The organism is Tessaracoccus palaemonis (assembly GCF_019316905.1).
Taxonomy (GTDB): domain Bacteria; phylum Actinomycetota; class Actinomycetes; order Propionibacteriales; family Propionibacteriaceae; genus Arachnia; species Arachnia palaemonis.
This window is the reverse complement of the sequence record NZ_CP079216.1, coordinates 408,102-432,914: the sequence shown is the minus strand read 5'-3', so window position 1 is coordinate 432,914 and position 24,813 is coordinate 408,102. Positions and strand designations below refer to the sequence as shown.

At 71.0% G+C, this 24,813-nt stretch carries 22 protein-coding genes; 9 read left to right on the top strand and 13 right to left on the bottom strand.

Features of this window, described 5'->3' with window-relative positions; translation table 11 throughout:
- Positions 1-3: 3 nt before the first annotated feature.
- Together KDB89_RS01785 and KDB89_RS01780 are read left to right on the top strand one after the other, a co-directional pair.
- Positions 4-2,517: a hypothetical protein gene (locus KDB89_RS01785; protein ID WP_219082948.1), complete on the top strand. Its 2,514-nt coding sequence runs from the start codon at positions 4-6 to the stop codon at positions 2,515-2,517.
- Between the two features lie 21 nt (positions 2,518-2,538).
- Complete coding sequence (locus KDB89_RS01780; protein WP_219082947.1) at positions 2,539-4,203, top strand: peptidoglycan-binding protein; 1,665 nt, start codon at positions 2,539-2,541, stop codon at positions 4,201-4,203.
- A 360-nt stretch (positions 4,204-4,563) separates the two neighbouring features.
- Here the strand turns inward: KDB89_RS01780 and KDB89_RS01775 are convergent, their stop codons facing one another.
- On the bottom strand, positions 4,564-5,412 hold the full coding sequence (locus tag KDB89_RS01775; protein WP_219082945.1) for an SDR family oxidoreductase: 849 nt from the start codon (positions 5,410-5,412) through the stop codon (positions 4,564-4,566).
- Between the two features lie 111 nt (positions 5,413-5,523).
- On the opposite strand from KDB89_RS01775, the gene KDB89_RS01770 reads away from it, so the two are divergent.
- Entirely contained in the window at positions 5,524-5,895 is a 372-nt protein-coding gene (locus tag KDB89_RS01770; protein ID WP_219082943.1) for a winged helix-turn-helix transcriptional regulator, read from the top strand.
- A 359-nt stretch (positions 5,896-6,254) separates the two neighbouring features.
- On the opposite strand, the gene KDB89_RS01765 is transcribed toward KDB89_RS01770, so the two are convergent.
- Positions 6,255-7,208 carry an L-lactate dehydrogenase gene (locus KDB89_RS01765; protein WP_219082941.1) on the bottom strand — a complete coding sequence of 318 codons (954 nt, stop codon included), beginning with the start codon at positions 7,206-7,208 and terminating at the stop codon, positions 6,255-6,257.
- A gap of 336 nt (positions 7,209-7,544) precedes the next feature.
- Between KDB89_RS01765 and KDB89_RS01760 the strand changes: the two genes are divergently transcribed.
- On the top strand, positions 7,545-7,916 hold the full coding sequence (locus KDB89_RS01760) for a GntR family transcriptional regulator (protein WP_219082939.1): 372 nt from the start codon (positions 7,545-7,547) through the stop codon (positions 7,914-7,916).
- 75 nt (positions 7,917-7,991) lie between these two features.
- On the opposite strand, the gene KDB89_RS01755 is transcribed toward KDB89_RS01760, so the two are convergent.
- From KDB89_RS01755 to dnaK, 4 genes are read right to left on the bottom strand one after another with little or no spacing between them, the layout of a single operon-like run.
- A complete protein-coding gene (locus tag KDB89_RS01755) occupies positions 7,992-8,456 on the bottom strand; it encodes a heat shock protein transcriptional repressor HspR (RefSeq protein WP_219082937.1) in 465 nt (154 codons plus the stop codon).
- A 6-nt stretch (positions 8,457-8,462) separates the two neighbouring features.
- Positions 8,463-9,620, bottom strand: coding sequence for a molecular chaperone DnaJ (gene dnaJ / locus KDB89_RS01750; RefSeq protein ID WP_219082935.1), 1,158 nt, complete (start codon positions 9,618-9,620; stop codon positions 8,463-8,465).
- A gap of 34 nt (positions 9,621-9,654) precedes the next feature.
- Positions 9,655-10,221, bottom strand: a complete 567-nt coding sequence (locus KDB89_RS01745; protein ID WP_219082933.1) for a nucleotide exchange factor GrpE — start codon at positions 10,219-10,221, stop codon at positions 9,655-9,657.
- The gene (gene dnaK / locus KDB89_RS01740; protein WP_219082931.1) at positions 10,218-12,065 is read right to left on the bottom strand and encodes a molecular chaperone DnaK; all 1,848 of its coding nucleotides are present in this window, start codon (positions 12,063-12,065) and stop codon (positions 10,218-10,220) included. The genes KDB89_RS01745 and dnaK overlap by 4 nt, the downstream gene beginning before the upstream one ends.
- 188 nt (positions 12,066-12,253) lie before the next feature.
- Here dnaK and KDB89_RS01735 point away from each other — a divergent pair, with 188 nt between their 5' ends.
- Positions 12,254-13,708 (top strand): NAD-dependent succinate-semialdehyde dehydrogenase, encoded by a 1,455-nt coding sequence (locus KDB89_RS01735; protein WP_219082929.1) that lies wholly within the window; start codon positions 12,254-12,256, stop codon positions 13,706-13,708.
- A 39-nt stretch (positions 13,709-13,747) separates the two neighbouring features.
- A complete protein-coding gene (locus tag KDB89_RS01730; RefSeq protein ID WP_219082927.1) occupies positions 13,748-14,620 on the top strand; it encodes a hypothetical protein in 873 nt (290 codons plus the stop codon).
- A gap of 7 nt (positions 14,621-14,627) precedes the next feature.
- On the opposite strand, the gene KDB89_RS01725 is transcribed toward KDB89_RS01730, so the two are convergent.
- The 7 genes from KDB89_RS01725 to mptB all read right to left on the bottom strand — a co-directional run bounded on the left by KDB89_RS01725 (position 14,628) and on the right by mptB (position 22,014).
- A complete protein-coding gene (locus KDB89_RS01725; RefSeq protein ID WP_219082926.1) occupies positions 14,628-15,230 on the bottom strand; it encodes a DUF1707 SHOCT-like domain-containing protein in 603 nt (200 codons plus the stop codon).
- Positions 15,231-15,251: 21 nt separating this feature from the next.
- Positions 15,252-16,184 carry an LCP family protein gene (locus KDB89_RS01720; protein ID WP_219082924.1) on the bottom strand — a complete coding sequence of 311 codons (933 nt, stop codon included), beginning with the start codon at positions 16,182-16,184 and terminating at the stop codon, positions 15,252-15,254.
- A gap of 5 nt (positions 16,185-16,189) precedes the next feature.
- Positions 16,190-17,218, bottom strand: coding sequence for a hypothetical protein (locus KDB89_RS01715; protein WP_219082922.1), 1,029 nt, complete (start codon positions 17,216-17,218; stop codon positions 16,190-16,192).
- A 76-nt stretch (positions 17,219-17,294) separates the two neighbouring features.
- Positions 17,295-18,710, bottom strand: coding sequence for a threonine synthase (gene thrC / locus KDB89_RS01710; protein ID WP_219082920.1), 1,416 nt, complete (start codon positions 18,708-18,710; stop codon positions 17,295-17,297).
- 55 nt (positions 18,711-18,765) lie between these two features.
- The gene (locus KDB89_RS01705) at positions 18,766-19,641 is read right to left on the bottom strand and encodes an ABC transporter permease subunit (protein WP_219082918.1); all 876 of its coding nucleotides are present in this window, start codon (positions 19,639-19,641) and stop codon (positions 18,766-18,768) included.
- Entirely contained in the window at positions 19,641-20,579 is a 939-nt protein-coding gene (locus KDB89_RS01700) for an ABC transporter ATP-binding protein (RefSeq protein ID WP_219082916.1), read from the bottom strand. Before KDB89_RS01700 ends, KDB89_RS01705 begins: the two co-directional genes overlap by 1 nt.
- A 70-nt stretch (positions 20,580-20,649) precedes the next feature.
- Positions 20,650-22,014, bottom strand: a complete 1,365-nt coding sequence (gene mptB, locus KDB89_RS01695; protein WP_219082914.1) for a polyprenol phosphomannose-dependent alpha 1,6 mannosyltransferase MptB — start codon at positions 22,012-22,014, stop codon at positions 20,650-20,652.
- Positions 22,015-22,203: 189 nt separating this feature from the next.
- Between mptB and KDB89_RS01690 the strand changes: the two genes are divergently transcribed.
- The 3 genes from KDB89_RS01690 to KDB89_RS01680 all read left to right on the top strand — a co-directional run bounded on the left by KDB89_RS01690 (position 22,204) and on the right by KDB89_RS01680 (position 24,813).
- On the top strand, positions 22,204-23,556 hold the full coding sequence (locus KDB89_RS01690) for an NAD(P)/FAD-dependent oxidoreductase (RefSeq protein ID WP_219082912.1): 1,353 nt from the start codon (positions 22,204-22,206) through the stop codon (positions 23,554-23,556).
- A gap of 5 nt (positions 23,557-23,561) precedes the next feature.
- Positions 23,562-24,017 (top strand): DoxX family protein, encoded by a 456-nt coding sequence (locus KDB89_RS01685; RefSeq protein WP_219082910.1) that lies wholly within the window; start codon positions 23,562-23,564, stop codon positions 24,015-24,017.
- Between the two features lie 67 nt (positions 24,018-24,084).
- Positions 24,085-24,813 (top strand): response regulator transcription factor, encoded by a 729-nt coding sequence (locus tag KDB89_RS01680; RefSeq protein WP_219082908.1) that lies wholly within the window; start codon positions 24,085-24,087, stop codon positions 24,811-24,813.

Sequence of the window (24,813 nt, the reverse complement as noted above, 5' to 3'; positions counted from 1 at the left end):
ACCATGTCCATCGTCACGGTGCGCAGGGAGGCCTTCTCGCTGGTCGTCCTGCTGTCGCGCACCCCGGCCCCGCACGAGCGGATCGGCTCGCTGATCCTCGGCGCCACCCTGGCCGTGGAGCTGCACTGCACGCTCGACCGACTGGCGCGGACCTCGTTCCGCGTCGGAGACGCCGAGGCTGTCGCAGACGGGCCCTTCGGCACCGCCGCGCTCGCAGCGTCGCTGACGGGGCCGGCCGCCGGGGACCTCGTCGGGGCGCTGGCCGGCTCGGGGACGGGACCGCTCCTGCGCGTCGCGGCGCGCCGGGTCGACGGCCTGGCCCGCGAGTGGGAGCTGCCGCTGGCCGAGGTGCTCGCCGGCGGCGTCGACGACGTCTCGGCGCACGTGCGGCTCGTCACCGCCGACGGTGGCACGGTCACCGACGTTCCGCCGGTGGTCGCAGGCCGCACCCGCGACCTCGCGTCCACCGGCGGAACGCTCATGCTCCGCGACGGGGCGCTGCGCCCCGTCGCATCGCTCGTCAGACCGCATCCGGCGGCGCTGACCACGCTCGTCGCATCGGAGTCGCTGCTGCTGGTGCCGCTGACCCCTGTGGTCAGCGGCCCGATCCTCGACGGTTCGCCGCTGCTGGGCGACCGGGACGGGACCAGCCGCTGGTACCTGCCCGAACTCACCCTCGTCGTCCCGCCGCCGGGTCAGGACCCCGAAACGTCGCCGTTCCGCTACGACCTCGTCACGGTCGGGCACCAGGACGACGGGTCGCCCGGCCTCGAGGCGACCGTCACGGTCACTCTCGCGGCCGGGCCGTCCGCGGCGACCACCGCGGCCTGGGAGGCGGCGGGCCGGCCGGCCATGAAGCCGCTGGCCTGCACGCCCGCCGTCGGCCTGCGGATCCCGTTCCGGGACGCCCAGGGCCGCGCGGCCTCCGAGGTCATCCCCGCGACCGGCACCGCCGTCTCCGGGGTCCTCGGGGAGGCCGGCTCCACGCTGACCGCCACGTTCCTGCTGCAGGACCGCTGGGCCAGGCTCGCGTACGGCGTCCTGTCGTATCCGGGCTACCAGGCGCAGGCGCCCGCGCTGGAGGTCGGGCTGACGCACTCCGGCTGGAAGGAGTCGCGGCGGTTCCAGATCGACCCGGCGCTGATCGCCGGAGGCAAGCTGCTGGCCCTGCGCCGCGGCGACGACGCCACCCGCACCGTCGCGCCGACGCAGGTGCTCGGCATGGCGAAGGCCCGCATCCAGCTGCGCCCGCCCGTCCTGCAGGCCGAGCCGCTGGGCGTCACCCAGTGGCGGCAGGTCACCGCGACCGCCGCGGCGAGCGTGCCGACGGTGCTGCCCTGCGCCGACCACGGCCAGCTGTACCGGCAGCAGGGCGCGGCGGGCTGGGAGGCCATCGGCTGCCAGGACACGCTGCGGCTGGGCCAGGCCGACCACCGCGTGTGGCAGCCGGAGCCCGTCGCGACCGCCGGCGTCACGGTGTTCCGGTCGCTGACCCAGCCGGGCCGCTACCTCGTCGTGCCCGCCGCCTACGCCGTCGGACGGCATCCGGCCGACGACCCCGACCGCGCGCTCAGGCCCACGCTGCTGCTGACGTCCACCATCGACGTCGACGACCCGTCGGGCATCCGCTGCGTGCTGGCCGCCGCGCTGCAGGCCGACCTGAACCCCGCCCGGTGGGCGATGCTCGGGGCGGAACTGCGGGCCAAGGCCGGGCGCGACGTGGTGCTGCTGACCCCGTGGCAGGCTGCGCTCACGCCCACCGTCAGCTGGGCGATCCCCGGCGCCGACGACCTCGACTGCGTCGCCGTCGACGACGGGTTCACGCTCGTGCTCAGCACCGACATCCCCGGACTGCTCACGCTGCGAGCCATGCTGCAGCGCGGCGGCTTCCTCGGCTCGGCGCGGTGGCAGCTGCCCGGCGGGGACGCGGCGGTCGCCACGCTCCGGCTCGACCTCGGCCACGTCGTCGGGCCGGCGGAGGGCCCGGTCGCTGTCACCCGCACCGTCGACGAGGCGAGGCTGACGAACCTCCTGGGCTCCCGCGTCGCGGTCAGCCACCTGACCGCCGACGGCACCGTCGTCGCGTCGCCGGGGCTGGTGCTCGACGCGCAGGGTTCCGCGACGGTCACCCTCCCCGCGGGCACCGTCGGCGAGCTGGCCGTCGACCACGTCGTCGAGGCCGGGACCGAGACCCTCGACGAGTCCCGCAGCTACATCGACGACCTCGAACTCGCAGTCACCTTCGTCGCCACCGGCGACCTCACGCAGGTGGCGGGCATCGAGATCGCCTGCACCCTGCTCGGCGACGCCCCGGCGCCGCTGACGCTCACGAGGTCCACGCGCCAGGGCGAGCGGCGGTTCCTGATGCCGCTGACCCGCTACGCCGAGGACCCCACGCTCCGGTTCACCGCCACCGCCGTCGCCGCAGACGGCGCGCGCACCGCAGCCCCCGCCGTCGACTGGCCCGTCCGGTCGCGCGGCGTCCTGATCCCCATCGACACACCCACCCCCGCCTGACTACACGGAAAGGACCCTGACATGTCCGGCTACTCACTCCACCTGGGCCTCAACCGGCTCGATCCCTCCTGCTACATCCCGGCGCCGGCGGTCCTCGCGGGCTGCGTCAACGACGCCAACGACATGCGCGCCATCGCCGAGTCCGCCGGATTCATGCCGCGGGTCATGCTCGACGAGGAGGCCACCTCGTCGGCGCTGCTCGCGGCGCTGCAGCAGTTGACGCAGGTCGCCCAGCCCGGCGACGCGATCTTCATCAGCTTCTCCGGCCACGGCGGCCAGATCTACGACTCCACCGGCGACGAGGACGACGGCCTCGACGAGACGTGGTGCTGCTACGACCGGCAGGTGCTCGACGACGAGCTCAACCGCATGTACGCGCAGTTCCAGGCCGGCGTCCGGGTGCTGGTGCTGTCCGACTCCTGCCATTCCGGCACCGTCGCCAAGACCGTGCTGGCCATCGCGACGCGCGAGGCGCTGACCCGCAACCCGCTCGGCCACGAGTTCTGGGAGGACGAGGTCAAGACGCCGAAGCTGGTGCCGAAGTACCTGCCGCTCAGCACGGCGCTGGCCGACTCCCAGCGTCGCGAGGCCGTCTACTCGTCGGTGCAGGCGCTGGCCGGGCAGACCCGCGCGGCGGACATCTGCGCCGAGTTGATCCTCATCTCCGGCTGCCAGGACAACCAGCTGTCCAGCGACGGCGACGCAAACGGCCTGTTCACCGAGGTGCTGCTGAACGTGTGGAACTCCGGCTCGTTCCAGGGTGACTACCGCGCCTTCCACCGCGCGATCGTCGCGCAGATGCCGCCCGACCAGACGCCGAACCTCTTCACGATCGGGCCGTCGTCGGGGTTCGCGTCGCAGCGGCCGTTCACGGTCGACGCGCCGGACCCGGGATCGGTCCCCGTGACGCCCACACCGTCGGGCGGGGGCACGACGAGCCGCCCGACCCTCCGCCAGGGCGACCGCGGCGACGACGTGCGCTACCTGCAGCAGAAGCTCGTCGACCAGGGCGCGTGGCTGAGCGTCGACGGCAGCTTCGGGCCGGCCACCGCGTCGGCCGTGCGCAGCTTCCAGGCCCGGAACTCGCTGACCGCCGACGGCGTCGTCGGGCCGGCGACCTGGGCGGCACTCGAGGGCACGGGAGGCACCGGCGGCACGACCGGCGGAACCACCGGCGGCACGACCGGAGGAACCACCGGCGGCACGACCGGCGGAACCACCGGCGGCACGACCGGAGGAACCACCGGCGGCACGACCGGAGGAACCACCGGCGGCACGACGGGAGGGAACGCAGGAGGAACCACCGGAGGCGGCTGGGGAACCGGCACCTCCGGAGGAACCACGGGTGGAACCACCGGCGGCACTAGCGGAGGCGGCTGGGGAACCGGCACCACGGGTGGCACGACTGGGACGACCGGAGGAACAACGGGCGGCACGACCGGCGGAACCACCGGGGGCGGCTGGGGAACCGGCGGAACGACGACCGTCCGGGCGACCGTCCGGCGCGGCTCCACCGGACCCGACGTGGTGTACCTGCAGAAGCGGCTGAACGAGTTCGGGTACTACCTGAGCACGGACGGCAGCTTCGGGCCGGCCACCGAGTCGGCGGTGCGCTCGTTCCAGCGCAGCGCATCGCTCACCGCAGACGGCGTCGTCGGCCCCGCGACCTGGGGGGCGCTGGGCTGAGGACGCGCTCATGCAACCGGCCCGGGGGAAGCACTCCCCCGGGCCGGTTGTCCGTGCGGCGCCCGCCAGGTCGGCGCACAACTGTGGCCTGGCCCCCAGCACGCCCCATATGTCCGAGTGCTGCGGCTCTGGCCACTTTTGTGCACGGAGAGGTGCGAGCCGGGTGGGGCAGACTGCAACCAAAGCGGCACGACTTGAAGCGGCAGACAGCAACAAGTCGGACACCAGGGGCTAGAACGCAAGCGCGCCGGCCCCTGACAGGTAGAGGTGGGCGCCCCGCGACCTGTCTGCCGCCACGGCATGAGCATGCGACCGGCCCGGGGGAACACTCCCCCGGGCCGGTCGTCCGCGTGGCGTCGGTCAGGCGGCGAGCGCCTCGGCGGCGGGCGTCGACTCCCGACCGATCAGGCGCTGCAGGTCGTCGCTGTCGCTGTACAGCGCCCCCGCGGCCGTGGCGACGTCCCAGCCGGCGAACATGGCGGCGATCGGCGCGGGCAGGCCCGCGCCCTTGAGGGTGGAGGCGTACTCGCCGGCGCTCTGGTCGACGTAGGTGACCTCGGTGCCGAGGATGCCGCCGATGACGGTGGCAAGCTCGGCGTAGGTGAACGCGGGGCGTCCGGCCAGCTCGTAGACCTTGCCGGCGTGGCCCTCGCTGGTGACGACGGCCGCGGCGGCCTCCGCGTAGTCCCTGCGGGCGGCCGCGGAGACCCGGCCCTCACCGGCGGCGCCGAAGGTGTGGCCCGTGGCGCGCGCGGTCTCCACGGCGGAGGCGAAGTTCTCCAGGTACCAGCCGTTGCGCAGCAGGACGGTGTCGATGCCGCTGTCGGCCAGCAGCGCCTCGGTGGCGCGGTGCTCCTCGGCCAGGTCGAGCGTGGAGGTGTCGGCGTTGAGCAGGGAGGTGTAGGCGATCAGAGCGACGCCCGCGGCCTTGGCTGCGTTGATGATCGAGGTGTGCTGCGCGAGGCGCTTGCCGACCTCCGAGCCGGAGATCAGCACGAGGCGGTCGACGCCGGTCAGCGCGGTGGTCAGCGCGGCCTCGTCCTCGTAGGCGGCGACGGCGACCTGCACGCCGCGCTCGGCGAGGTCGGCGGCCTTGGCCTCGTTCCGGACGATGGCGACGATGTCGGCGGTGGCGACGCCCCTGGACTCGAGGGCTGCGATGACGAGGCGGCCGAGGTGGCCCGCTGCTCCGGTGACTGCGATGCGCATGGTGACTCCTTCTGAAGTGGTGACGGGACCCAGTTAATCACTTACTTTTTTATAGCGCAAGCTATCTTGTTAGCACTTGGCGATCGGATGCGGCGGGCGTAGGATCGGGGCATGGTCGACACGCAGCAGGCACCGGATGTCATGAGCGCAGCCTGCCCGTCGCGTCCCACCCTGCAGCACCTGACCGGGCGCTGGGGAGCCCTGACAATGGCCGCGCTGGCCCACGGGACCCAGCGGTTCAGCGAGATCCGCCGTCGCATCGAGGGCATCAGCGACCGGATGCTGTCGCAGACCCTGGGCGACCTGGAACGCGACGGCATGGTCGAGCGGACCGTCCTCAGCGCCATCCCCCCGAAGGTCACCTACGCGCTCACTCCGCTGGGGGTCGAGGTCGCCGACCGCCTCGAGGCGCTCATCACGCTCGTCGAGGCGAACATGGACGAGGTCACCGCCTCCCGCGATAGCTACGACGCGACCCACTGACCGGGACCCCAGCCGCCGCCCCGCGGTTCCCTGAGCCTGTCGAAGGGCCCTGAGCCGGAACCGCAGCCGCCGCCCCGCGGTTCCCTGAGCCTGTCGAAGGGCCCTGAGCCTGTCGAAGGGTATCCCTCTCGCTCCGCTCAGGGCACCTCCACAGGCTGGCCCCGCTGACCTCCGGGTCGTCGCGACACGCCCGCCGAGGCGCTGTCCGGATTCCCGACCACTCTCCGGCACGGCATTCAGGCTCTGCCCGACCGCCCGCAGAACCCGACCCGCCCGATCGGATGAGCCTCGCGGTCGTCCGGGAACACGAAACACACCCACCCACGCTGGACGTGGATGGACGTGACCTCGCGCAGGGGTCAGAAGCCGAGGCTGCCCGCCACCTCGCGGATGTGATCGGCACTGGCCTTGAGGCCCTTGTACTCCTCGTCGGACAGCGGCAGTTCGAGCGCGTCGCCCACGCCGCGACGCTCGACGACGCGCGGCACGGACATGCAGACACCGGAGATGCCGTGCCAGTTGTCGAGCATGCCAGAGACAGGCAGGACGCGGTGCTCATTGCGAAGGATGGCCTCGATGATGCGGGTGCCCGACAGGCCGATGGCGTAGTTGGTGGCACCCTTGCCCTCGATGACCTCGTAGGCGGCGTGCACGACCCGGTGGGCGATGTCGTCGCGGACGGTCTTGCCGAGCTTGCCGGTCTGGCGTTCCCAGTCGTCGATCGGGATGCCGCCTATGGAGGCGCTGCTCCAGAGCGGGATCTCGGTGTCGCCGTGCTCGCCGCAGATCAGCGTGTGGACGTTGCCCATGGCGAGCTCGACCTCGTTGGCGACGAGCCACCGGAGGCGCGACGAGTCCAGCACGGTGCCGGAGCCGAAGACCTGGTTCTCGGGCAGGCCGGAGATCTTCAGCGCGGCCTGCGTCGTGACGTCGACGGGGTTGGTGACCATCAGGAAGATCGCGTCGGGAGACTGCTCGACCAGCGGCGGGATGATCTTCTTCATGAGCCCGACGGTCTTGTTGGCCAGGTCCATCCGGGTCTCGCCGGGCTGCTGCTTCGCGCCGGCGGAGATGACCACGATGTCGGAGCCCTGCGTGACGGCCACATCGTCGGAGCCGTCGATCCTGGCCGAGGGGATGAACTGGCTGCCGTGGGCGAGGTCGAGGACCTCGGCGTGCACCTTCTTGGCGTTGATGTCCTGGAGCACGACCTCGGATGCCACGCCCTTGATCAGTGCGGCGTACGCCAACGACGTGCCGACCGCTCCCGCTCCGACGACGGACAGTTTCGTTCCGGTGCGCTTCTCTGCCACGGGATGCTCCTTCGTGAGGGATCAACTCGATCCTAGCGAGGTCGACAATCAGCTCCGCCCCCGCGGTTCCCTGAGCACTTCGACAAGCTCAGCACAAGCCTGCCGAAGGGCCCGCACCCCCGGCTCCCTGAGCCTGTCGAAGGGCGCCGAGCGAAGCGAGGCGGAATCCTCTCGCTCCGCTCGAGGCACCTCGACAAGCTCGGCGACCCGGTTCCGTGAGCCTGCCGAGGACCTACACCACCGGCTCCCTGAGCCTGTCGAAGGGCCCTGAGCGGAGCGAAGGGTCTTCCGCGAGACAATGGAGCCGAACGACTAGCCGGCGACAAAGGAGCGACGATGGAACTCACGGTCAGCCACGACTCGGAGGTTCCTCCGTTCGAGCAGGTCCGACGCCAACTGGTCGAGCAGATCACCACCAGGGTGTTGCCCGCGGGCACGAGGCTCCCACCGGTGCGTCGCCTGGCGGAGGATCTCGGACTGGCGGCCAACACCGTCGCGAGGACCTACAAGGAGCTGGAGGCCGAGGGCTTCGTCGTGACGCGGGGCCGCGCGGGCACCGTCGTGTCGGACATCGCGGCCCCAGACCAGGCGACCGTCACCCGCGCCGCCGAACTCACTGAGGCCTTCGTCGCCTCCCTGCGCGCCCTCGGCCTCGGCGACGACGCCGTCGTCGCCGCCGTGCGTCGCGCCCTCGACCCCGGCCGCTGAGACTTCGCCCCACCTCAGGCGAGACCGCCCACTCGCGGAGCCGACGTCATTCCCCAGACGCCGCAGGGCAAGGGGTCAGCGTGCAGGCGGCGTCGTCGTCGTCGACGGGTCCGTGCGGAGGGTCGACGGCGGAAGGGCCGCCAGCGGGACGGACCGCTGGAAGTGGCCGTGGTGCACCGCGCCCGACGACTCGGCGGTGAACACCCGACGGGCGACGCGGTCGCTCTGCAGGTGGCGCACCAGCTCCCCGAGCCGCTCGACCTGGTCGCGGAGCGCGTCGACGTCCGACTCGAGCGCGAGAATCCGACGGATTCCCTCCAGGTTGATGCCCTCCGACTGGCTCAGATGCTGCACGTGGCGCAGCTTGGCGACGTCGCGCAGGGAGTAGCGCCGGCCACGGCCCCGGGCCCGCTTGGGGACCACGAGGCCGAGCCGGTCGTAGCCGCGCAGGGTCTGCGCGTGCATGTCAGCCAGCGACGCGGCCACCGACACCGTGAAGACGGCGGCGTCCGGGTCGAACGGCTGAGGAAGAGACTCCACGACTGGTCACTCCCCGAAGAGCGCGACGCGGGGGTTCTGCTCGTGCGCCTTGGAGGCGTACTCCTGCAGCGCGGCCTTGGCCTCGTCGCTGAGTTCGTCGGGCACGGCGACCTTGACGGTGACCAGCAGGTCGCCGCGGTGGCCGTCGGCCTTGGAGGCGCCCTTGCCCCGGACGCGCATGGTGCGACCGTTGGGCGTGCCCGCCGGGATGCGGAGCCGGACGCGCGGCCCGCCCAGCGTCGGGATCTCGATGTCTGCCCCCAGCGACGCCTCCGCGAAGGTCACGGGGACCTCCAACGTCAGGTTGCTGCCGCTGCGGCCGAACAGCCTGTGCGGCGTGACGTGCACCGTGACGTAGAGGTCGCCCGACGCGCCGCCGTTCTCGCCGGCCGCGCCCTTGCCCTTCAGGCGGATCCGCTGGCCGTCGTCGACGCCCGCGGGGATCCGGACCTGCATGGTCTTGGTGGACTTGCCGCGGCCGGAGCCGCCGCAGTCCGGGCACGGGTCGTCGACGATCAGGCCGCGGCCCAGGCAGTCGACACACGGCTGCGACATCTGGAACACGCCGCCCGCCTGCGACGACTGCATGCCGGAGCCCTCGCACGACGGGCACACCCGCGGCAGCGTGCCGGCCTTCGCGCCGGTGCCCCGGCACGAAGGACACGGCTGGTCCGACGTGGTGCGCAGCGAGATCGTCGTTCCCTCGACCGCCTGCTCGAATGTCAGGCTGGCCTCGCCCTCGATGTCCGCGCCCCGACGGGGCCCGCGCTGGGTCGCGCGCCTCGTCTGTCCCTGGTTGAACAGCCCACCGAACAGGTCCGAGATGTTGCCGGATGTGCCCGCAGCGCCGCCGGCGCCCCGGAACAGGTCCTCGAACCCGTGGCCCTGCCCGGGGGCCTGGCCCGGCTTGTTGAACCGGAATCCGCCGCCGAACAGGCTGCGGGTCTCGTCGTACTCCTTGCGCTTCTCGGGGTCGCCGAGAACGTCGTTCGCCTCGGAGGCCTCCTTGAAGCGCGCCTCGGCGGCCTTGTCGTCCGGGTTCTGGTCCGGGTGGTTGTCGCGGGCGATCTTGCGGAACGCCTTCTTGATGTCGGCGGCCGACGCGCTCTTGGAGACGCCGAGAATCTTGTAGTAGTCCTTCTCGACCCAGTCCTTCTGACTCACTTCCCGCTCATCTCCTTCCGATGCTCGTGGACGCTCAGGGGTTCGCCACCGCGACGCGGGCCGGTCGGATGACGCGACCCTTCAGCTCGTAGCCCTGCTGCATGACCTGCGAGACGGTGACCACCTCGACGGGGGTCTCCAGCTGGACCTGCATCAGCGCCTCATGGCGCACCGGGTCGAAGGCGTCGCCGACGGCGCCGAACGCAACCAGGCCGTTCTTCGCGGCCACCTTCTCCAGCTCGCCGATCACCATCGTGAACCCGTCGCTCAGGTCGTCGTGCTGGCGGGCCAGCTCGATGGAGTCGAGCACGGGCATGAAGTCGCGCAGCACCGACTCGACGCCGGACTGGCGGGCCAGGTCACGGTCACGGTCGACACGCTTCTTGTAGTTGGCGTACTCGGCCTGGAGACGCTGGAGGTCGGCGGTGCGCTCGGACACGAGCGCCTCCAACTCGGCGCCGCGGTCAGCGGTCGTCTCCTCCGAGACGTCCGCGGTCGCGGCGTCGGTGGCGGCGTCGAGGCCGAGGCCCTCGGGCGAGGGCGCCTCAGCGGCGCCCTCGCCCGCGGCCGCGCTGTTCGTGTCGAACTGCGGATCGGTCACTGGTTGTCCTTGTCCTCGTCGACGATCTCAGCGTCGACGACGTCATCGTCACCCTCGGGCGCGGCGGACTCACCGTCGGCCGGGGCCGACTCCTGGGCCTTGGCCTGCGCGGCGGCGTAGATGGCCTGGCCCATGGCGGCGGCCTTGGTGTTGAGGTCATCGATCGCGGCCTTGACCGCGTCGTTGTCCTCGCCCTTCAGTGCCTCCTTGAGCTTCTCGGTCGCCTCGACGACCGGAGCCTTGACGTCCTCGCCGATGGCCTCGGCGTTCTCGGCCAGCAGCTTCTCGGTGCGGAACACCAGGGCATCGCCCTCGTTGCGCATGTCGACGGCCTCGCGACGCTTGCGGTCCTCCTCAGCGTGCGACTCGGCGTCCTTGACCATCTTGTCGATGTCCTCCTTGCCGAGGGCGGAGCCGCCGGTGACGGTCATCGACTGCTCCTTGCCGGTGGCGAGGTCCTTGGCCGCGACGTGCACGATGCCGTTGGCGTCGATGTCGAAGGTGACCTCGACCTGCGGAACGGAGCGGGGGGCCGGGAGGATGCCGGTCAGCTCGAAGTTGCCGAGCGACTTGTTGTCGCGGGCGAACTCCCGCTCGCCCTGGTAGACCTGGATCATCACGGAGGGCTGGTTGTCCTCGGCGGTGGTGAACACCTCGGAACGCTTGGTCGGGATGGTGGTGTTGCGCTCGATGATCTTCGTCATGACGCCACCCTTGGTCTCGATGCCGAGGCTCAGAGGGGTCACGTCGAGCAGCAGGACGTCCTTGACCTCGCCCTTCAGGACGCCGGCCTGCAGCGAGGCACCCAGCGCGACGACCTCATCGGGGTTGACGCCCTTGTTGGGCTCCTTGCCGCCGGTGAGCTCCTTGACCAGGTCGACAACGGCGGGCATCCGGGTCGAGCCGCCGACGAGCAGGACGGAGTCGATCTTGTCGATCGAGGTCTTCGCGTCGGCGATCACCGCGTTGAAGGGCGCGCGGCAGCGGTCGAGCAGGCTCTGCGTCATGCGCTGGAACTCGGCGCGGGTCAGCTTCTCGTCGAGGTGCAGCGGGCCCTCGGCGGAGGCGGTGATGTAGGGCAGGTTGATCGCGGTCTCGGAGGCCGAGCTCAGCTCGATCTTCGCGCGCTCGGCGGCCTCCTGGAGGCGCTGGCGGGCCATCTTGTCCTTGGACAGGTCGACGCCGTTCTTGTTCTTGAACTGCGTGACGAGCCAACCGACGATGACGGCATCCCAGTCGTCGCCGCCGAGGCGGTTGTCGCCCTTGGTGGCCTGGACCTCGAACACGCCGTCGGCGATGTCGAGCAGCGAGACGTCGAAGGTACCGCCGCCGAGGTCGAAGACCAGCACGGTCTGCTCCTGCTCGGCCTTGTTGAGGCCGTAGGCCAGCGCGGCCGCGGTGGGCTCGTTGATGATGCGGTCGACGGTCAGACCCGCGATCTCGCCGGCCTCCTTCGTGGCCTGACGCTCGGCGTCGGAGAAGTACGCGGGCACCGTGATGACGGCGTTGGTGACGGACTCACCGAGGTAGGCCTCGGCGTCCCTCTTCAGCTTCTGCAGCACGAACGCGGAGATCTGCTGGGGACGGTAGTCCTTGTCGTCGATGGAGACCTTCCAGTCGGTGCCCATGTGGCGCTTGACGGAGCGGATGGTGCGGTCGACGTTGGTGACGGCCTGACGCTTCGCGACCTCGCCGACGAGGACCTCGCCGGAAGGGGAGAACGCCACGACGGACGGGGTGGTGCGCGCGCCCTCGGCGTTCGGGATGACGGTGGGCTCGCCGCCCTCGAGGACGGCGACGACGGAGTTCGTGGTGCCGAGGTCAATGCCTACTGCACGAGCCATGTGATTTCCTCCTGTAGGAGATTGGATGTCCAGGTTGATCCCTTGAGCGGGGTTGACTCAAGACTAGGCCCTGAGCCATCCACACTCAAGTTCCAAGTTGAGTACACCAGACTCAACCCGGGTCGCCTCAGGGTTATTCCCGATCCGGTCACTAGGCTTGGGGCAATCGAGCTCATGGAGGAGTGGTCATGGCGGTCAACGTCGAACAGGTCATCGCGTCGGTCCCGGTCGGGCAGTTCATCGCGGGCGGATGGCGCACCACCGGCGCCTGGTTCGACGTGACGGACCCCGCGACCGGCGAGGTGCTCAGCCGGGTCAGCGACGCCTCCCCCGCCGACGCCGCTGCGGCGATGGACGCCGCCTGCTCCGCGGCTCCGGACTGGGCCGCGACGGCGCCCCGCGACCGCGCCGAGATCCTGCGCCGCGCCTTCGACCTCATCCAGGAGCGGAAGGACACCTTCGCGGCCCTGATGACGCTGGAGATGGGCAAGCCGCTGGCCGAGGCCTACGGCGAGGTGGCCTACGGGTCGGAGTTCCTGCGCTGGTTCTCCGAGGAGGCGTGCCGCGCGGAGGGCCGCTGGTCGGTCGCACCCGCGGGCGGCACCCGGTTCCTGACGATGAAGCAGCCCGTCGGCCCCGTCTACGCCATCACCCCGTGGAACTTCCCCCTCGCGATGGGCACCCGCAAGCTCGGCCCCGCGCTGGCCGCCGGCTGCACCGTCGTCATCAAGCCGGCCTCTGCCACCCCGCTGACGATGCTGTTCCTGATGCAGGCGCTCGCCGACGCCGGCCTGCCCGCCGGCGTCGTGAACTGCGTCGTCAGCTCGCGGTCCTCCGACGTGTCCGCGCCGATCCTGGCCGACGACCGGCTCCGCAAGCTCACGTTCACCGGCTCGACGGAGGTGGGCCGCTCGCTGCTGGAGCAGTCCGCGGACCACGTGCTGCGCACGTCGATGGAACTGGGCGGCAACGCCCCCTTCGTGGTGCTGTCCGACGCGGATGTCGACGAGGCCGTCGCCGGAGCGATGGTCGCGAAGTTCCGCAACAACGGCGAGGCCTGCACGGCCGCCAACCGGTTCTTCGTGCACGCCGACCTCTACGACGAGTTCCGCGACAAGCTGGTCGCGGCGGTGGAGAAGCTCGTGGTCGGGCCGGGCATCGCCGACGGCACGACGCTGGGCCCGCTCGTCGACGAGGCCTCGGTCGACAAGGTGGCCGAGCTCGTCGACGACGCGGTCGCCAAGGGCGCGGTCGCGCTGACCGGCGGCTCCCGCGTCGACGGCCCCGGCCACTTCTTCGCCGCGACGGTGCTGGCGGACGTCAGCCGCGACGCCCGCGTCCTGAAGGAGGAGATCTTCGGCCCCGTCGCGCCGCTGATTCGTGTCGACAGCGACGACGAGGCCATCGCGCTGGCCAACGACACGGAGTTCGGCCTGATGGCCTACCTCTACTCCCGCGACATCTCGCGGGCGCTGGCCGCTGTCGAGAAGCTGGAGTCTGGCATGGTGGGGCTGAACACCGGCCTGGTGTCGAACCCGGCCGCCCCGTTCGGCGGGGTGAAGCAGTCGGGGCTCGGCCGCGAGGGCTCGCACGAAGGCCTCGACGAGTACCTCGAGATCAAGTACGTCGGACTGCCCCTCTAGCGCCACACTGTGGCGACGAGACAAGAACGGAGGCCGCCGTTGAGCAGCGACGCACGCCCACCCGCGGGGCGCCCCGACGCCTGGGTCGACCCGGTGACCGGAGCCTCGCAGGACGCGTCGGGCGACCCGCTGCCTCCGCCTCCCTCGCGACCCGCTGCGCCTCCGTCGCGTCCCGAACCGGCTCCGCAGGCGGCCGGCGCGGCCCCTGTGCCCTACGCTCCCCCACCGTCGTTCTCCCCGGTACCCGGGGCTCCCCGCCGCGCGCAGAGCTCCGGCTCGACCTTCCGCTGGGCCGCGGTGGGCGTCGCCGGGGCCCTGGTGTTCGCGGCTTCGGTGGCGGGCGCCACCTGGCTCGCCTCCGACCGACCCTCCGACCGGCCGTCCGAGGTCCCGACCTCGGAGGCTTCCACGTTCGACCCGACGCGACGCCCCGGGCCCAGCTCGGGGGTCGTGGGCATCGGGCCGCTGACACTCGACGTGCCGTCGGGATGGGGCGTCGAGACCACCTCCGACGACGACGGCACCACGGTCATCCTGACCCCGGCCGCGGACGACGCGTGGCTGCGGTTCACCTGGCAGCCGGACGGCAACGACGTGGACACGACCTGCCAGGACGCCCTCGACAGCCACCAGGTCGATCTTGAGAGCGACACCGGCGGCATCTCGCCGCTCTCCTGGGCGCCCGGCAGGGGTGACATCACCGCATCCCGGTGTCGGCTGCACGGCTACGGCATCGGGCGCGACTCGTACCACTCCTGGCAGGCGACTGCGATCCACCGCACGAGCGAGGGCGACACTGTGCTGGAGTTCGGCTACGAGGGCCCCGACACGGTCCCGGAGCTGTCGCAGTGGGAGACGTACCTCGGCTGCTCGCTGGCCAGCCAGCTGGGCGGCACGCTGCTGGACTGCTGACGACGCGTCAGGCGTTGTCGGCGAGCTTGACCGAGTGGCCCGCCCAGAACAGGAAGCCCTCGATGACCAGCGTCCCGTTGGAGCCGTCGCCCTGAGCGTTGGTGTCCACGTCGCTGCCGGCCATGATGGCCATCGACTGGTCGAGGACCCGCACGCCACGCGGCACGCGGATGTCGTGGCCGGCCATGATGGCCGTGAGGTTCAGGGTCACGATGCGGCCCGGGCCCATCGCCTGGGTCAGGTCGTAGGTGTTGCCTCCCCACCACGCGAAGTCGGAGACGCTGCGGGTGCCGGGCGTGACGACGACCTTCTTGCCCGACATGATCGTCACGGTGCCCGGCTGCTCGATGACGGGCAGGTCGCCGACGCGGGGCGCGACGGGCATGGGCGGCACGATCGGGGAGACCAGGTCCGCGGCCTCGGGCAGGTCCGCGAGCAGCGCGGGCAGCTCGTCGGTGTAGACCACGCGCAGCGTCTTCTCCTGACGCTCGTGCATCTCCTCGAGATCGAGGCGGCCGGCCTCATAGGCGCGCTGGAGGGCGTTGAGCGCCCGGTCGCGCTCGGCGTCGCCGGCGCGCAGCCGAGGCTCGGGAAGGTTCGACTCAGGCATGTCGAGAGCCTACCGCCCTGCTCAGCTGGTGCGGCAGGGCCCGAACCCGAGCTCGACGAGCCGGTCCGCGGCACCGTCGGCCAGGGTCATGCCGCTGTCGTCCTCGCCGACGGGGTCCGTCGCCAGCACCTCCCCCGCCGGGAAGTCCGCGCCCAGCCGGACGAGGTCGACGGGGCCGAGGCCCTCGTCGATCGTCACCTGGGGCAGCCCGGCCCAGGCGGCCGCGGCCGTCGCCGTCAGCGGCGCCCGCGCGGCCTGGGTCCGGAGCTCGCCGAGCACCTCCAGCGCGGCGGACGCCCGGTGCAGCGCCCCCTCCGCCGGGCCGACGGGGACCCACCGGCCGTCGACGAGGTACTGCGTGTCCCGCGACCGGATGAGCCCGAGGGTCTCCATGCCGTCGATGGTCTGCCGGCCGGCGGGCAGGTCGATGTGCGAGCGCTCGTCGCGGAGGGCGACGGGGATGTCGACGTCCAGGCCGCCGAGCGCGTCGACCACGTCGACGACCGCCTGCGCGTTCGCGACGACAACGTGGTCGACGCCGACGTCCAGCCCACGGCAGACGCCGCGCGCCAGGGTGGAGGCACCGTCGGTGTAGAGCATCGCGAGGCGCTGCGGGTCCCCGTCGTCGTCGAGGACGAGCAGGTCGCGCGGGACGGAGACGGCCGTCGCGGCGCCGTCGGCCGCGACGCGCACGAGCATGATGATGTCGGCCCTGGCGGTGCCAGGCTCCTCCTCGCGGCCCAGCTCGTCGGCGATGGCCTCCGTGATGCCGTCGGTCACGTCGCTGCCGAGGACCAGGAAGGTGGTGTCGGCGCGCGAGTCCTGGGCGCTCGGCTGGAAGTCGACCTGCACCAGGCGGTGCCACGCCACGACGAGGAGGATCGCCGCCAGCGCGACCAGCAGGCCGGTGGCGATCATGACCCACCCGAGGACGCGGCGACGCCGGGTGGGCATGGCGGTCAGTCGCCCGCTGCGGGGAGGCCGGGGCGGGCGGTGCCGCCGGCCGCGACGACCGTGACCTGCTGCTCGGCGGAGCGGCCGCTGACGGTGCCGGTCGAGGTCAGCGTGTAGTTGCCAGGCGCGGTGCCGACGGGGATGGTGATGGTACCGCGGAACGCGCCGTCGGCCTGCGCCCGGCCCTTGGAGCCGATCGGCAGGGTCGCGAGCGTCACTGTGGTGCCCGACGGACCGGTCAGGGTGAGGCGCACCGGCTCGGCGACCGGCTCGGGAGACAGGTAGCCCTCGCCGCGCACGAGCATGGTCTCGCCGCCAGCGACTGAGCCGTCGTAGTCGAGGAGTTCGAGCGAGACAGGCACCGCGGCCGCGCACGCGTCGGCCACGTCCGCGGGCACCTCGTAGGTCACGGAGTCGAGCGGGGTCGGGTCGCCGCCGCTGGCCGGCGCTCCGGTCAGGCTGAGCTCCACCGGGTTGAGGAGGCCAGCGGGGAGCGTGAGGTCGTAGGCGATGTCGTTGGTGTCAGGCTCGTAGTACGCCCACTCCCAGGCCTGCCCCGCCGCTGGGGCCACCTGGGCGGAGAACGCGTTGCCGCGCCCGCCGGTCGTCACGCTCGCCCGGAGGGTGCAGCCGTCCACTGCCACATCCGTGATGCTGCCCGTCGGGGTCTCCGGCGCAGCGAGAACCTCCACGTCGTAGCCGTCGTAGGGCCACGATGAGGTGTACGTGTCGCAGGTGGCGCTGACGGTCAGGGTGTCGACGTCGGCGGCGGTGGGGATGTAGTCGATCTGCCAGGATCCGTCGTCCTCCAGCGTCGGCGACATCATCGTGCCGTTGAAGGAGACGAACACCGATGCGGGGCCGCTGCCCTCCGACACGCAGTCGAGGCCGCTGACCGAGTACGGCAGGCCCACGATCGCCAGGGAATCGGGCGAGTAGAGGGTCGTGTCGGCGGCGCTCGCGGCCAGCGGAGCGCCGGCCAGCAGCAGCGAGGCGCCGACCGTGACAGAGCCGATCATCGTGGCACGGCGCATGATTCCTCCTGTGGGGTCCGACTGCTGTCGATCCTTCCGCAGCCGAGGGGGCGCTGACAAGCCCCAGCGGGCCGGGTCAGCCGGCGGCCTCGATCGCGGCCCGCACCGCGTCCGCATCGGCGGGGATCTGCGTGACGTGGCGAGGGAGGTCCTCGATGCCGTCGAAGCGCGCCGGGCGCTCGGGTTGAGACCCGAGCGCCTCGACGATCGTCTCGGCGAACTTCACGGGCAGTGCCGTCTCCAGCACGACCACGGGTGACGCCCCGGCCAGCCCCCGCGCGACGTGCACGCCGTCAGCGGTATGAGGGTCGACGGTGTACCCGTCGGCGCCGCGCACGCGGCGGATCTCCGCCAGCCGGTCCGCGTGGGAGGAGGCCCCGGCAACGAAGCCGAACCTCTCGGCCTGGGCCGCGAACTCCGGCGTGGCGGACAGGTCGAAGCAGCCGCTGGCTGGCAGCTCCAGCGAGAACAACTCACGGACACGGTCCGCGTCGCGACCCAGCAGGTCGAAGATGAAGCGCTCGAAGTTCGAGGCCTTGGAGATGTCCATCGACGGGGAGCTGGTCGCGAGGGTCTCCGCCGAACCGCGCACCCGGTAGACGCCCGTGCGGAAGAACTCCTCGAGGACGTTGTTCTCGTTGGTGGCGAGGATCAGCCTGTCGATGGGCAGCCCCATCTCGCGGGCGATGTGGCCCGCGGCGATGTTGCCGAAGTTGCCCGAGGGCACGCAGAAGCTGACCGGTCCCCCGTCGCTGACCTGCAGCCAGGCGGCGAAGTAGTAGACGACCTGCGCCATCAGCCTGGCCCAGTTGATGGAGTTCACGGCGCCGATGCGGTGCTTCAGCTTGAAGACCGCGTCGGCGTTGATCTCCTTGACGAGGTCCTGGCAGTCGTCGAAGACGCCCTCGACGGCGAGGTTCACGATGGCCGGGTCGTCGATCGAGAACATCTGGGCCTGCTGGAACGGCGACATGCGTCCGGCCGGGGACAGCATGAACACCCTCACCCCCGCCTTGCCGCGCAGCGCGTACTCGGCCGAGCTTCCCGTGTCACCGGAGGTGGCGCCGAGGATCGTGATGGTCTCGCCGCGGCGGGCCAGCTCGTAGGGGAACAGCTCGCCGAGCAGCTGCATCGCCATGTCCTTGAACGCCGCGGACGGCCCGTTGCTCAGGTGCGCGAGCCACATCCCGTCGCTCAGCTGCGTCACCGGCACGATCGCCGGGTCGAGGAACTTCGCCGGATCGTACGCGCGGGCCGTGATGCCGCGCAGATCGTCGGCGGGGATGTCGTCGACGAACAGGGATACGACCTCGAAGGCCAGCGCCGCGTAACCCTCGTCACGGAGCACGGACCGCCAGCGCGCCAGGGTCTCGGCGTCGACCTGCGGGTACTCCTCGGGCAGGTACAGACCCCCGTCGGGCGCGAGGCCGGCGAGCAGGATGTCGCTGAACGGGCGGGAGGGCGCGTCGGAGCGGGTCGAGACGTAGCGCATGGCGGGCAGTCTATCCGCCGGCCTCCCGGTGCCCGCGCCGTCGCCGTGGCGGCGGTCAGCCCCGCACGTCGCGACGGTTGAAGGAGACCAGCGCGGCCGTCGCGAGCAGCGCGATCAAGACGAGGTGGTAGCCGATCGCCTCCGGCCGCGTGATGGCCGATCGCGTGTACTCGGCCGTGTACATGGCAGACCCGGTCAGGAGCGCCTGTCCCTGCCAGACGGGCGTCACGTGGTAGACCCACCAGGCCGGTGTGGTCGGGCTGAATCCCTCGATGATGACCTGGGCGACCAGCGTGAGGAGGGCCAGTCCGCCCGCCAGCACGGATCCGCCCAGGCAGAACACCAGCAGCGCGCCCACGGCCCCGAGCAGAATCCCGTACAGCATCGCGGACCACAGCGCCGCCAGCAGCCCTTCGCCGGCGCCGACCGACCCGAACCCGTGCAGGGCCAGGTACCAGACGATGGACACGGAGCTGCTGGTGACGGTCGCGACACCCATCAGCGCGCCGCCGAGCAGCGCCCCGCCGCAGGCGCGGGCGGCCAGCACCGCGTTTCGCCTCGGAGTGAAGGTCAGCTGGGTCGCGAGCGCCCCGGAGGCGAAGTCCGAGCCGACGTAGGTGACCACGATGAAGAAGACGACGAAAGCGACGAACAGTCCGCTCTCCGCGACGCTCCGCGCCACGTCCTCGAAGTCGAGGACGGTGCGGAGATACTGGTCGAGCGTGCAACCGTCGGCGCAGTAGCCGGCTGCGATGTCCGACTGCAGCCAGGCCCTCGCCTCCGCGATCTCCGCGGTCGTCAGCGGCTGCGCGTTGGGCATCCACTGCGTCGGCAGCAGCACCCCGATCAGCACCATGAGCAGCACGCTCCAGGTGGCGCGGCGGCGGTAGCGGAGCCTGACGACCTCGGCCCTGAGCAGATCAACGAACATCAGGCAGCCTCCCCGCCCGGCAGGTTCGTGTCCGCGGTCAGTTCGAGGAACACCTGCTCGAGGCTGTGCCGGTCCGCCCTCAGCTCACGGGGCCACAGGTCCGCGGCGCCGAGAGCCCGCGCGACGCAGGCGGGATCCGGCTCGCGCCCGTCGCGAGAGGTGATGCGCAGGCCCGCATCCTGGGACTCGACCCGCCAGCCCGCGGAGCGCAGCACCTCCGCCGCGCGCACGTGGTCATCGACGACGACGCGGACGTGAGGCGTGCCGCTGCGGAGGAAGTCGTCCATGGACCCCTCGGCGACGAGTCGACCGCGGGCGATGATCGACATCGAGTCGGCGATCTGCTCCACCTCGCTCAGGATGTGCGAGCTGACCAGCACCGTCCGCCCGGCGTCGGCCAGACCCCGCATCGTGGAGCGGATCTCGTGGATGCCGACGGGGTCGAGGCCGTTCGTCGGCTCGTCGAAGATCAGCAGTTCCGGGCTCTTGAGCAGCGTCGCTGCGATGGCGAGGCGCTGCTTCATGCCGAGCGAGTAGGTGCCGAAGCGACGGTCGGCGTCAGCGACGAGGCTGACCTCCAGCAGCACCTCCATGACCCGGCGACGGGGCTGTCCGATCGACACGGCAAGGACATCGAGGTTCTGGCGGCCGGTCATGCGGGGTGCGAACTTGGGCGACTCGACGATTGCGCCGACGCGGCCGATGACGTGTGGCAGGTCGCGGGGCACGTCGTGCCCGAGGATCGTCGCGTGACCCTGCGTCGCGCGGGCGAGCCCGAGCAGGATGCGGATGGTGGTGGTCTTGCCGGAACCATTGGGGCCGAGCAGGCCGTGCACGCCGCCGCGCGGCACCCGCAGGCTCAGCCCATCGAGCACGGCGCGACCGCCGTACCGCTTCACGAGGCCTGTCGCCTCGACGGCCCACTGCTCCGATCCCATGCGGGGAACCCTAGAGCGCGACGCAGGGCGGGGCATCACACCGTGGTCGCGGGGCGATAGGACACCGGTCTCAGGCGACGGGCAGGGGTGAGTAGCCGGTCCTGCTCCAGGAGCGCAGCATCAGGAACAGCGGGACAGCGAGGATCGCCATCGCCACGTACGGGGAGATGAGGTCCTGCAGCGGCGGCAGCAGCCCGGCGGCGAGCACGCCGAGCAGCCACAACCGGTTCCAGCGCGCCCCGAGTCGGCACAGCACGAAGAAGGGGATGAACCACGTCACGTACCAGGGCTGCAGCGCCGGGCCGCACACGCAGGCGACCACGAGCACCGCGACGAGGAACGGCCACGGCCTGGCGACCGTGTCACCGCGCGGGCCGAGCAGCACCCACACGACCACGATGCCGATGGCGATCAGGACACTGGACGCGAGGCTGACGAGCTGGTTCGCGGTGGCGACCGGCAGCAGCTCGTGGTAGCGGAAGAACGACGCGACCCAACTGAGCGGGGCGTTGCTCGTCGCCTCGATCGGGTTGCCGGCCGTCGGGTTGCGCCACCCGAGGCCGAAGCTGACCGACGAGGCGAGGAAGGCGGCCACCGTGATGGCCCCGGGGACGACCGCGGTGGCGGCGAGCCTGCCCCAGCCGTCCCCGTCGCGGCGTCGCAGCTGCCAGGCGACGGCGACCAGACCCAGCCCGAAGAGGGCCGCGGACTGTTTGATGCCCATCGCCAGCCCGAGCAGCAGGCCGCCGACGACCAGCCCGCGCCAGCCCCGCCACCCGAGGTCGCACACGGCGAGCACCGCGGCGGCCGCCAGCGCGACCATCAGCGCGTCGTTGTGCACGCCACCTACCCACTGGACGAGGATCACGGGGTTCAGGAGCCCGGCCCAGAGCGCGAGGCGGGGATCGACGCCGAACCGTCGGGCGAGCGCGGGCAGCACGAAGGCCAGGATCACGAGAGCCAGCACGGCCGGGAGGCGCATGGCCACCGTCGTCCAGTACAGGTCGGCGCCGGCGAGCCGGGACAGGAGCCCGAAGATGTCGAGCTGCAGCGACGGGTACACCGAGGTCGTGTCGAACCAGTGGATGCCGACCAGCAGCCCCGGCTGCCCGGCGGCGCCCAGAGTCGTGACGTAGGGGTCGAAGCCGTTGTCCACCTGCCAACCGGTCGCCCCGTAGGCGTACACGTCGCGTGAGTGAAGGGGGAAGGAGAAGATCATCGGCAGGGACCAGAGTGCCGCCGTCAGCAGCGGGCGCTTCCACCGGGGGCCGAGCTGCCACCAGGCGAGCAGGATGACCGCGTGCGCCGGGAACGTGACCAGCGGACGCCACCAGGACGCGCGGTGCTCCAGGAGCCCGTGGAGATCCGCGTTGACGGCCCCCATCACGACCAGGACGCCCATCAGGCCGGCGAACACCCACCACCACGGTCGCACGGGCTGTTCCTCGGGCGCGCTTCTCAGCCAGCTCAACGGCACCTGTTCCCACTCCCGACTCGTTCCAGGCGACGTGCGCCGCCTGACGCTACCGTAACGTCCCGGCGTCTGCCGGACTCCATGCAGGGCTGGCGGGGGGATTAGGTTACGCTGTCCTGGCGAAATCCCCTATCTGCTCGAAGGAGCTGCATGCCCAGGCATCACGTGGTAATCATCGGATCCGGGTTCGGAGGGCTCTTCGCCGCCAAGGCACTGAAGCGCGCGGACGTCGATGTGACTCTGATCGCACGGACGACCAGCCATCTCTTCCAGCCGCTGCTCTACCAGGTGGCCACCGGCATGCTGTCGGCTGGCGACATCGCCCCGCCCACCCGCGAGATCCTCCGCCACCAGAAGAACGCCCGGGTCCTGCTCGGCCTCGTCGACGACATCGACCTGGCGAACAAGGTCGTGAAGTGGCGTTTCCACAACGACTTCCAGGAGACGAGCTACGACTCCCTCATCGTCGCGGCGGGAGCCGGCCAGTCCTACTTCGGCAACGACCACTTCGCCACCTTCGCCCCCGGCATGAAGACCATCGACGACGCGCTGGAGCTGCGTTCCCGCATCCTGCAGTCCTTCGAGCTCGCCGAGTTCGCCTCGGAGGAGGAACGCCGCCGCCTGCTCACCTTCGTCGTCGTCGGCGCAGGCCCGACCGGCGTGGAGATGGCAGGCCAGATCCGGGAGCTGGCGAGCTCGACGCTGCGCGAGAGCTTCCGCTCCTACGATCCGGCTTCGGCGCGGGTCATCCTGCTCGACGGGGCGAAGCAGGTCCTTCCGCCGTTCGGTCCGGAGCTCGGCGCCAAGACGCAGAAGGTGCTGGAGAAGCTCGGCGTCGAGGTGCAGCTCGAAAGCATCGTCACGGACCTCGACAACGAGGGGCTCACCGTTCGCAGGGCCGACGGCAGCGTCGAACACATCGAGTCGGCGTGCAAGGTGTGGGCGGCCGGCGTGCAGGGCTCCGAGCTCGGCAAGACGATCGCCGAGCAGTCCGGCGCCGAGTTGGACCGCGCCGGCCGCGTCGTGGTCGGCAAGGACCTGAACATCCCCGGCCACCCCGAGGTGTTCGTACTCGGCGATATGGCCGCGATACCCGGCGTCCCCGGAGTGGCGCAGGGCGCCATCCAGAGCGCGCGCTACGCCGCGAAGGTGCTGATCTCCCGCCTCCACCACACCGCCGACCCGGGACCCTTCACATACAAGGACAAGGGCTCCATGGCGACCATCGCCAAGTTCGACGCCGTCGCGCTGGTGGGGCGGTTCAAGCTCACGGGCTTCATCGCCTGGGCCGCCTGGCTCTTCCTGCACCTGCTCTACATCGCCGGCTTCAAGCAGCGCATCACAACGCTGCTGTCCTGGTTCATCACCTTCGTCAGTAACGGAAGATCACAGCTCGCGGTCACAAACCAGATGATGGTCGGTAGGTTGGCCCTCGAGAAGCTCGGCACGCACTCGTCAGGCAAGCTGTTCCAGGGCGAGGAAGTGACGCCACCGAAGGAGTAACCAGGATGCAGACCTTCCTCAGGGTCGTTCGCGACATCGCGCTGCTCGTGGCACGCATCGTCGCAGGGCTCACGCTCGTGGCGCACGGCTGGCACCGCTGGCAGGTGTCCGGACTCGAGGCGCAGGTCACCATCCTGGCCGACGCGGGACTCCCTGCCGCACAGGGACTGGTCGTCACGACCATCGCCTTCGAGCTGATCGGCGGCGTCCTCCTGGTCTTCGGGTTGGCGACGCCGCTCATCGGGCTGGGCATGGTCGTGCTCAACGTCACCGTGATCCTCACGGTCCGCGAGCACGCGGGCTTCTACCTCACGGAGGGGGGTTGGGAGTACAACGCGATGCAGGCGGCGATGGGCCTTGTGCTTCTGGCGCATGGCTCGGGACGCGCCGGCCTGGACAATCTGTTCATCCGGCCGGCCGGAGACCCGGAGCCCCTCATCGAGTCCGAACCGGCCACCTGAGTATCTGACAGGTAAGACACAGGTTGGGCATAGCCTGTGAACACGCTGAGATGAAAAGGTGGGCCTCATGGCCATGACAGAACCCCTCAGCCGCCCCGACGGGACCCCCATCCGCATCCTCGCGGTCGATGACGAGCCGAGCCTCATCGAGCTCCTCGCCATGGCCATGCGATACGAGGGCTGGGACGTCCACACGGCCAGCTCCGGCACTGACGCCGTCAAGGCGGCGCGCGAGGTCCAGCCCGATGCGCTCGTGCTCGACATGATGCTGCCCGATTTCGACGGGCTCGAGGTGATGCGCCGCGTGCGCACCGAGCAACCGGACGTTCCGGTGATCTTCCTCACGGCGAAGGACGGCGTCAGCGACCGGATCGCCGGCCTCACGGCGGGGGGTGACGACTACGTCACCAAGCCGTTCTCGCTGGAGGAGGTCATCGCTCGGCTGCGGGGCCTGCTCCGCCGCTCGGGCGCGACGACGGTTCGCCCCGACACCCAGATCGTCGTCGGGGATCTGATCCTCGATGAGGACTCCCACGAGGTCACGAGGGCCGGGGACCATATCCACCTGACCGCGACGGAGTTCGAGCTGCTGCGGTTCCTGATGCGCAATCCGAAGCGTGTGCTGTCGAAGGCGCAGATCCTCGACCGGGTCTGGAACTACGACTTCGGTGGGCAGGCCAACGTCGTCGAGCTGTACATCTCCTACCTGCGTAAGAAGATCGACGCGGGCAGGGAGCCCATGATCCACACCATGCGCGGGGCCGGCTATGTGCTCCGCCCGGCCACCGGTCAGTGA